Here is a 6,196-nt window from a genome sequence, read left to right on the forward strand (position 1 = left end):
GCGGTAGGGACACTCGCGCAGGTGCAGCACCGAGTCCAACCGCGCCTGTCCCGCGAGCGCCCCGTCCTGCATGTACTCGCAGTAGAGCTGCACCGGCCGGACGAAGCGTGCGTTCCACGGCTCGCGGTCGATGGTGAGGACGTACACGTACCCGTCCAACACCCCGAAGGCGTCGTAGCACTCGACGAGCGGCTCGTGCAGTGCCTCCAGGCTCCGCCACACCGAGCCCGCCGGAGGCCCCGGCAGCGGCCGCGTGTCGAGCACGCCCACCAGCCGGCCTCCCGGGAAGGCGGGCAGCGGGTCCACCGCGAAGGTGAGCGCGTCTCCGTCTCGCGCCATCACCATGTCCGCCTCACCGAACTCGTGGAACTTGAACTCGACGAGCGAGTTGCCGATGCGGCGCATCAGCGCGTCATTCGTCTCGCTGCGTATGAAGTAGCCACCGCGCCGCCACTGGCCCTCCGCGTTGCGGTAGCGCACCGCCGCGCGGTAGCTCACCTGGTAGAAGTTGAAGCCCACCAGGCCCATCAGCCCCTGGGGGCGCATCTCGCGCAGTGAGGACATCAATACCTGCACCCACGCACTGCCCTCGTGCAGCTCCGGCTCCAGGGGGGCGGGCAGCAGGCGGGCGAGTGCCTCCGGTGCCACCGCGTAGTTGAGCGACAGCGCCTCCACCCACACCGTCCGCACCTGGGTGAGCCAGGGGATGGAGGGGCACTCCTCCATGCCCGGGCTGGAGGGGCTCACGTCCCGGGCCCGCTCGAGCGCCGTGTGGGCCTCGCGCAGCACCGTGTGGCCGGTGGGGGTGAGCTGGAGGCGGCCTCCCGCCTCGGAGAGCAGCCCCCGTCCGGAGAGCGCCGCGAGGGCCTCGGCTCCCTCCCCGCGTGCCACGCCCGCCGCCTCCAACCGGGCGAGCAGCGCCTCCCGCTTCATCCCGAGTGGTTCCAGGGCCAGGGCCACCAGTCCGGCCAGCTCTCGCGGAGTGGGTGTCATACGAGCCTCGGCCGCGAGCCACCCTCCGTGAGACGCCGACGCCGGGCCCGGTACAGCAGCAGCCCGCCCATGAGCTGCGTCACGCCCCACAGCGCGGCGAGCACCGCGAAGCCCCAGCCCGGCACGCGCGCGATGCCCAGCGCACAGAGCGCGAAGAGGGCGGCGGCCACGTACCAGGCCCGTCCCATGAGCGCGCCCATGACGGAGAAGGCCATGGCGATGAGGACGCAGGCCACGGGGGGCATGAAGAGCACGTCCAGCCCCAGCATCCAGTTGATGAGCGCCACCAGCACCATGCCCGCCATGCACGTCGTCCAGATGGACCACACCTGCCGCTCGATGAAGGAGCGCACGCCGGCGGCCTCGCGCCGCTGGAGCCACCAGATGGAGAGCAGGTTGATCGGGACGATGACGCTCCACAGCAGCACGAAGGGCCCGGGCGAGCGGTGACCCTGCTGGAGGAGCACGTGCGTGCCGAGGAAGCCCGCTCCGTTGGTGAGCGCATGGACCATCCAGATGACGCCCCAGTTCTGGAGCGCCGTGTCATCGCGGGCCTGGGCGACGACGCGGCGGATGAGCTGCAGGGCCTGGTCCGCTTCCTCTCGGTTCATGCGTGGCCGGGAGCCTATCCGAGAAGGGACGGAGGCGCCGGGGGCCCGCGTATACCACCCGGGGACCGCTCCAGACGGAGGCCCATCTGATCGCTCCTGGATATCTCTCCCGACCCCGTGGAAAGGGCATGTCAGGGGGCGTGTCATAATCCCGGCGACGCGCTGACCCCCCGGGCTGGTGCGCCCTCTCATGTCCCGCTACCGCCTTTCACCCAGCGATGCCGTCGAGTGGCTCCGGAGCCTGCCAGCGGCCTCGGTGGACCTCGTCATCACCGACCCCGCCTACGAGTCGCTGGAGAAGCACCGCGCCATCGGCACCACGACGCGCCTCAAGCGCAGCAAGGGGTCGAGCAACCACTGGTTCCAGATCTTCCCGAACGCGCGCTTCCCCGAGCTGTTCACCGAGGTCTGGCGGGTGCTGAAGCGCGACTCGCACTTCTATCTCTTCTGTGACCCGGAGACGATGTTCGTCGCCAAGCCCCTGGCCGAGGCCGCGGGCTTCCGGTTCTGGAAGCCCATCGTCTGGGACAAGCAGCACATTGGCATGGGCTACCACTATCGCTCGCGCTACGAGCTCATCCTCTTCTTCGAGAAGGGCCGGCGGCGGCTGAGCGACCTGGGCGTGGCGGATGTGCTCCCGATGCCGCGCGTCTACCGGGGCTACCCGGCCGAGAAGCCCGTCGAGCTGAGTGAGGTGCTCATCCGGCAGAGCAGCGAGCCCGGAGGCGTGGTGGTGGATCCCTTCATGGGCTCGGGGTCGGTGGGGGTGGCGGCGGTACGGCTCGGGCGCGACTTCCACGGCACGGACATCTGCCCCGAGGCGCTGGAGGTCACCGAGGCGCGCCTGCGGGCCGAGGGCGCGCAGCCTGAGGCGCCAGGAGACACCAGAGAGCTGCGCATCGCCCGGAGCGGATGAACGGCTGGGCGTGTGGGAGGCACGAATGACTGGACACGAATACGCGGACCTGGTGGCCAGATACATCGTGAAGAACTACGCCGCGCGTGGGGTAAAGGTGTACCGGGAGGTGCGCGTGGGCAAGACGCTCACGGGCAGGGGGAGGCGCGTGGACATCTTCGTGCTCGAGCCGGGCACGCGCACGGCGCTGGCCATCGAGTGCAAGTACCAGGGCAGCGTTGGCACGGTGGACGAGAAGATTCCCTTCGCCCTCCAGGACCTGGAGCGCATGTCGATTCCCGTCTGCATCGCCTACGCGGGAGACGGCTTCTCGCAGGGGATCCTCCACATCCTCTCGGCGTCCCCCATCGCGGCCTACTGCCTGCCGGGGGCGAAGACGCTCGCGCCCTCGGCCGAGACGCGCGAGCTGGACTCCCTGCTGGCGATGACCTTCAAGTGGTGGGACGTGCTCGTGCGCGGCAAGAAGCGCGTCGCGCTGTGAGGGGGTCCCGGCAGGGACAGCTCATTGCGTTGTTCTGCGCGAAGGCGGAGCGGGCTAGCGTCCGGGACCTCTACCTGGGCGGCCCGGCTGGACGGGCCCGAGGAGTCGACGGCATGCGCGCGGTGCAGCTCGAGCGGTTGGAGGGTCCCGAGGGTCTCAAGCTGGTGGACATGCCCGAGCCGGAGGCGGGAGACCAGGTACTCATCGACGTGGTGGCGGCGGGGGTGAGCTTCCCGGACCTGCTGCTGTCCAAGGGCCAGTATCAGATGAAGCCCGCCGTGCCCTTCGTGCCGGGAGTCGAGGTGGCGGGCGTGGTGCGCAGCGCTCCGGCGGACGCGGGGGTGAAGGCGGGGGATCGGGTGATGGCCTTCACGATGCTCGGGGGCTGGGCGGAGGTGGTGGCGGCACCGCCGAACATGACGTTCCGGGTGCCCGAGGGCTGGAGCTTCGAGGCGGCGGCGGGGACGGTGATGAACTACCACACGGCGCACTTCGCGCTGCACCGGCGGGGCCGGCTGAAGGCGGGCGAGACGGTGCTGGTGCACGGCGCGGCGGGCGGGGTGGGGACGGCGAGCATCCAGGTGGCGCGGGGCGCGGGGGCGCGGGTGCTCGCGGTGGTGAGCAGCGAGGAGAAGGCCGAGGTGGCGCGGAGCGCGGGGGCGGACAAGGCGCTGCTGTCCACGGGGGACTGGGTCTCGCAGGTGAAGGACGCGACGCAGGGCAGGGGCGTGGACGTGGTGATGGATCCGGTGGGCGGGGACATCTTCGACTTGAGCCTCAAGTGCCTCGCGCCCGAGGGACGGCTGCTGGTGGTGGGCTTCGCGGGCGGGCGGATTCCCGAGGTGAAGGTGAACCGGCTGCTGCTCAAGAACGTGGACGTGGTGGGCGTGGCGTGGGGCGCCTTCGTGATGATGGAGCCGCGGCTCACCGTGGAGATCGCCAGGGGCCTTGGTGAACTGGCGGACAAGGGTTTCGTGGAGCCGCTGGTGGGCTCCACGTTCCCGCTGGAGGAGGCGGCGCAGGCACTGCGCGAGCTGGAGTCGCGCAAGGCCACCGGCAAGGTGGTGCTGCGCGTGCGTTTGGGCTGAATCGCGCGTTTGGCTGGTGCGCTCTGGCGTGCTGACTGGCTAGCATCGGTGCCTGGACTTCACCCAGGGGGACGCACCGATGCTCACCGGACGCATGATGGACTTCCCGCTCACGATCACCCACCTCCTCGAGCGGGCCCGCACCTACTTCGGCCGCTCGGAGATCGTCAGCCGCCTGCCGGACAAGTCGCTCCACCGCTATACCTTCACCGACTTCTACCGGCGCACCTGTAAGCTCGCCCAGGCCCTCACCCGGCTCGGCGTGAAGCCCGGGGACCGCGTCGCCTCGCTCTGCTGGAACCACTCCCGCCACCTGGAGCTCTACTTCGGCGTCCCCGCCATGGGCGCCGTCCTCCACACCCTCAACCTCCGCCTCCACCCCAACGACCTCGCCTACATCGCTCGCCACGCCGAGGACCGCATCCTCGTCGTGGACCGCTCCCTCCTCCCGCTCCTCGAGAAGTTCATCGCCTCCGTGCCCTCCGTCGAGCACGTCATCGTCATCCCCGATGACGGCCCCGCTCCCGAGGGTCGGCTCGACTACGAGAAGCTCCTCGCCCCCGAGCAGGATTCCTTCGCCTTCCCCACGCTCGAGGAGCGCTCGGCCGCGATGCTCTGCTACACCTCGGGCACCACCGGCAACCCCAAGGGCGTCCTCTACAGCCACCGCTCCTGTGTGCTGCATACGCTCGTCGAGTGCATGAACGACACGCTCGGGGTCTCCGAGTCGGACACCCTCCTGCCCGTGGTGCCGATGTTCCATGCCGCCGCCTGGGGCCTGCCCTTCAGCGCCGTCTTCGCTGGCTCCAAGGTCGTCTTCCCGGGGCCCCACCTCGACCCGCAGTCCATCCTGGACCTGATGGTCGCCGAGCGCGTCACCGTCGCCGCGGGCGTGCCCACCATCTGGCTCGGCATCCTCGCCCTGATGGACCAGGAGCCCAAGCGGTGGGACCTGCGCTCCGTGCGCTCCATGGTCATCGGCGGCGCCGCGGCCCCTCCCGCGATGATCGAGGGTTTCCTCCACCGGCATGGGCTCGTCGTCACCCACGCCTGGGGCATGACCGAGATGAACCCCGTGGGCACCCTCGCGCGCCCGCGCCGCCAGCATGAGAATGCCCCCCAGGCCGAGCGGCTCGCCCTGCGCGCCACCCAGGGCTACGCCGTGCCCTTCGTCGAGGTCCGGCATGTGAGCGACGCGGGCCAGGTGCTCCCCTGGGACGGGGAGACCATGGGCGAGCTGGAAGTCCGTGGGCCCTGGGTCGCCTCCTCGTACTACGGTGGCGAGGGCGCGGATCGGTTCACCTCGGATGGCTGGTTCAAGACGGGGGATGTCGTCACGCTCGACGCCGAGGGCTACGTGCGCATCACCGACCGCTCCAAGGACGTCATCAAGTCCGGCGGCGAGTGGATCAGCTCCGTCGCCCTCGAGAACGCCCTCATGGCCCACCCCGCCGTGCTCGAGGCCGCCGTGTTCGCCGCGAAGGACGCCAAGTGGGATGAGCGTCCGCTCGCCGCCGTCGTCTTCAAGCCCGGGCAATCCGCTTCCAAGGAGGAACTCGCCGCCCACCTGGAGAAGAGCTTCGTCAAGTGGTGGCTCCCGGATGACTACGTGTTCATCCCCCAGATTCCGCGTACCTCCACCGGCAAGTTCCTCAAGACGAAGCTGCGCGAGGAGTACGGCGAGCACCTCGTGAAACAGCAGCGACAGAACGGCTGAGTTCGGGGTTGGAGCACGGGGAGGCAGAGGGGTTTTGGTTCCTCAGCCCGGCTGCACGAGCCGGTGGTGCCGCAGCGGCTTCGCCACGTTCTTCACCGGCGTCTCCGTCAGCGGGCCGTAGGTGAGGGATTGGATGAGCGGATCCTTGCTTCCCTCCAGCGCCTGCTTCACCGAGTCCATCACCAGCGTCTCCCGGAAGGCCGCCAGCGATTGCAGCCGCGCCGTCTGGTTCATCCCCGTCGAGAAGCCCGTGTAGTCCTGGTTCGGTCCGAACAGCCCACACATCGTGTTGGCCAGGTTCAGCCCCACCGCCACTCCCAGCCCCGGCATCCCCGCCCGCTCGCAGATGCTGCGCACCTCCGGGTCCGCGCTCATCGCCGCCGTCGTGCG

The 6,196-nt window shown here is 69.8% G+C and carries 6 protein-coding genes and 1 pseudogene; 4 read left to right on the forward strand and 3 right to left on the reverse strand.

The window, feature by feature from the left end:
- Positions 1-993 (reverse strand): DUF2071 domain-containing protein (locus VF794_RS35760; protein ID WP_331117604.1); only part of this gene is annotated, 993 nt, incomplete at its 3' end.
- Positions 990-1,604: a hypothetical protein gene (locus tag VF794_RS35765; protein ID WP_331117605.1), complete on the reverse strand. Its 615-nt coding sequence runs from the start codon at positions 1,602-1,604 to the stop codon at positions 990-992. The genes VF794_RS35765 and VF794_RS35760, both read right to left, overlap by 4 nt.
- A gap of 190 nt (positions 1,605-1,794) precedes the next feature.
- On the opposite strand from VF794_RS35765, the gene VF794_RS35770 reads away from it, so the two are divergent.
- From VF794_RS35770 to VF794_RS35785, 4 genes are all read left to right on the forward strand, one after another.
- Positions 1,795-2,520, forward strand: a complete 726-nt coding sequence (locus VF794_RS35770; protein WP_331117606.1) for a site-specific DNA-methyltransferase — start codon at positions 1,795-1,797, stop codon at positions 2,518-2,520.
- A 25-nt stretch (positions 2,521-2,545) separates the two neighbouring features.
- Positions 2,546-3,001 (forward strand): PD-(D/E)XK nuclease superfamily protein, encoded by a 456-nt coding sequence (locus tag VF794_RS35775; RefSeq protein ID WP_331117607.1) that lies wholly within the window; start codon positions 2,546-2,548, stop codon positions 2,999-3,001.
- Between the two features lie 113 nt (positions 3,002-3,114).
- Positions 3,115-4,089 carry an NADPH:quinone oxidoreductase family protein gene (locus tag VF794_RS35780; protein ID WP_331117608.1) on the forward strand — a complete coding sequence of 325 codons (975 nt, stop codon included), beginning with the start codon at positions 3,115-3,117 and terminating at the stop codon, positions 4,087-4,089.
- 79 nt (positions 4,090-4,168) lie between these two features.
- Entirely contained in the window at positions 4,169-5,806 is a 1,638-nt protein-coding gene (locus VF794_RS35785; protein ID WP_331117609.1) for a long-chain fatty acid--CoA ligase, read from the forward strand.
- A gap of 42 nt (positions 5,807-5,848) precedes the next feature.
- Here VF794_RS35785 and VF794_RS35790 read toward each other — a convergent pair.
- A pseudogene (locus VF794_RS35790) lies at positions 5,849-6,196 on the reverse strand (adenylate/guanylate cyclase domain-containing protein); the annotation flags it as partial.

The sequence above is a fragment of the Archangium sp. genome (assembly GCF_036389735.1).
In the GTDB taxonomy this organism is placed as follows: Bacteria; Myxococcota; Myxococcia; order Myxococcales; family Myxococcaceae; genus Archangium.

What these genes read in the sequence shown, in the direction of transcription:
- VF794_RS35765 (WP_331117605.1), bottom strand. Translation starts at nt 1,604, where the DNA reads ATGAACCGAGAGGAAGCGGACCAGGCCCTGCAGCTCATCCGCCGCGTC.
- VF794_RS35770 (WP_331117606.1), top strand. Translation starts at nt 1,795, where the DNA reads ATGTCCCGCTACCGCCTTTCACCCAGCGATGCCGTCGAGTGGCTCCGG.
- VF794_RS35775 (WP_331117607.1), top strand. Translation starts at nt 2,546, where the DNA reads ATGACTGGACACGAATACGCGGACCTGGTGGCCAGATACATCGTGAAG.
- VF794_RS35780 (WP_331117608.1), top strand. Translation starts at nt 3,115, where the DNA reads ATGCGCGCGGTGCAGCTCGAGCGGTTGGAGGGTCCCGAGGGTCTCAAG.
- VF794_RS35785 (WP_331117609.1), top strand. Translation starts at nt 4,169, where the DNA reads ATGCTCACCGGACGCATGATGGACTTCCCGCTCACGATCACCCACCTC.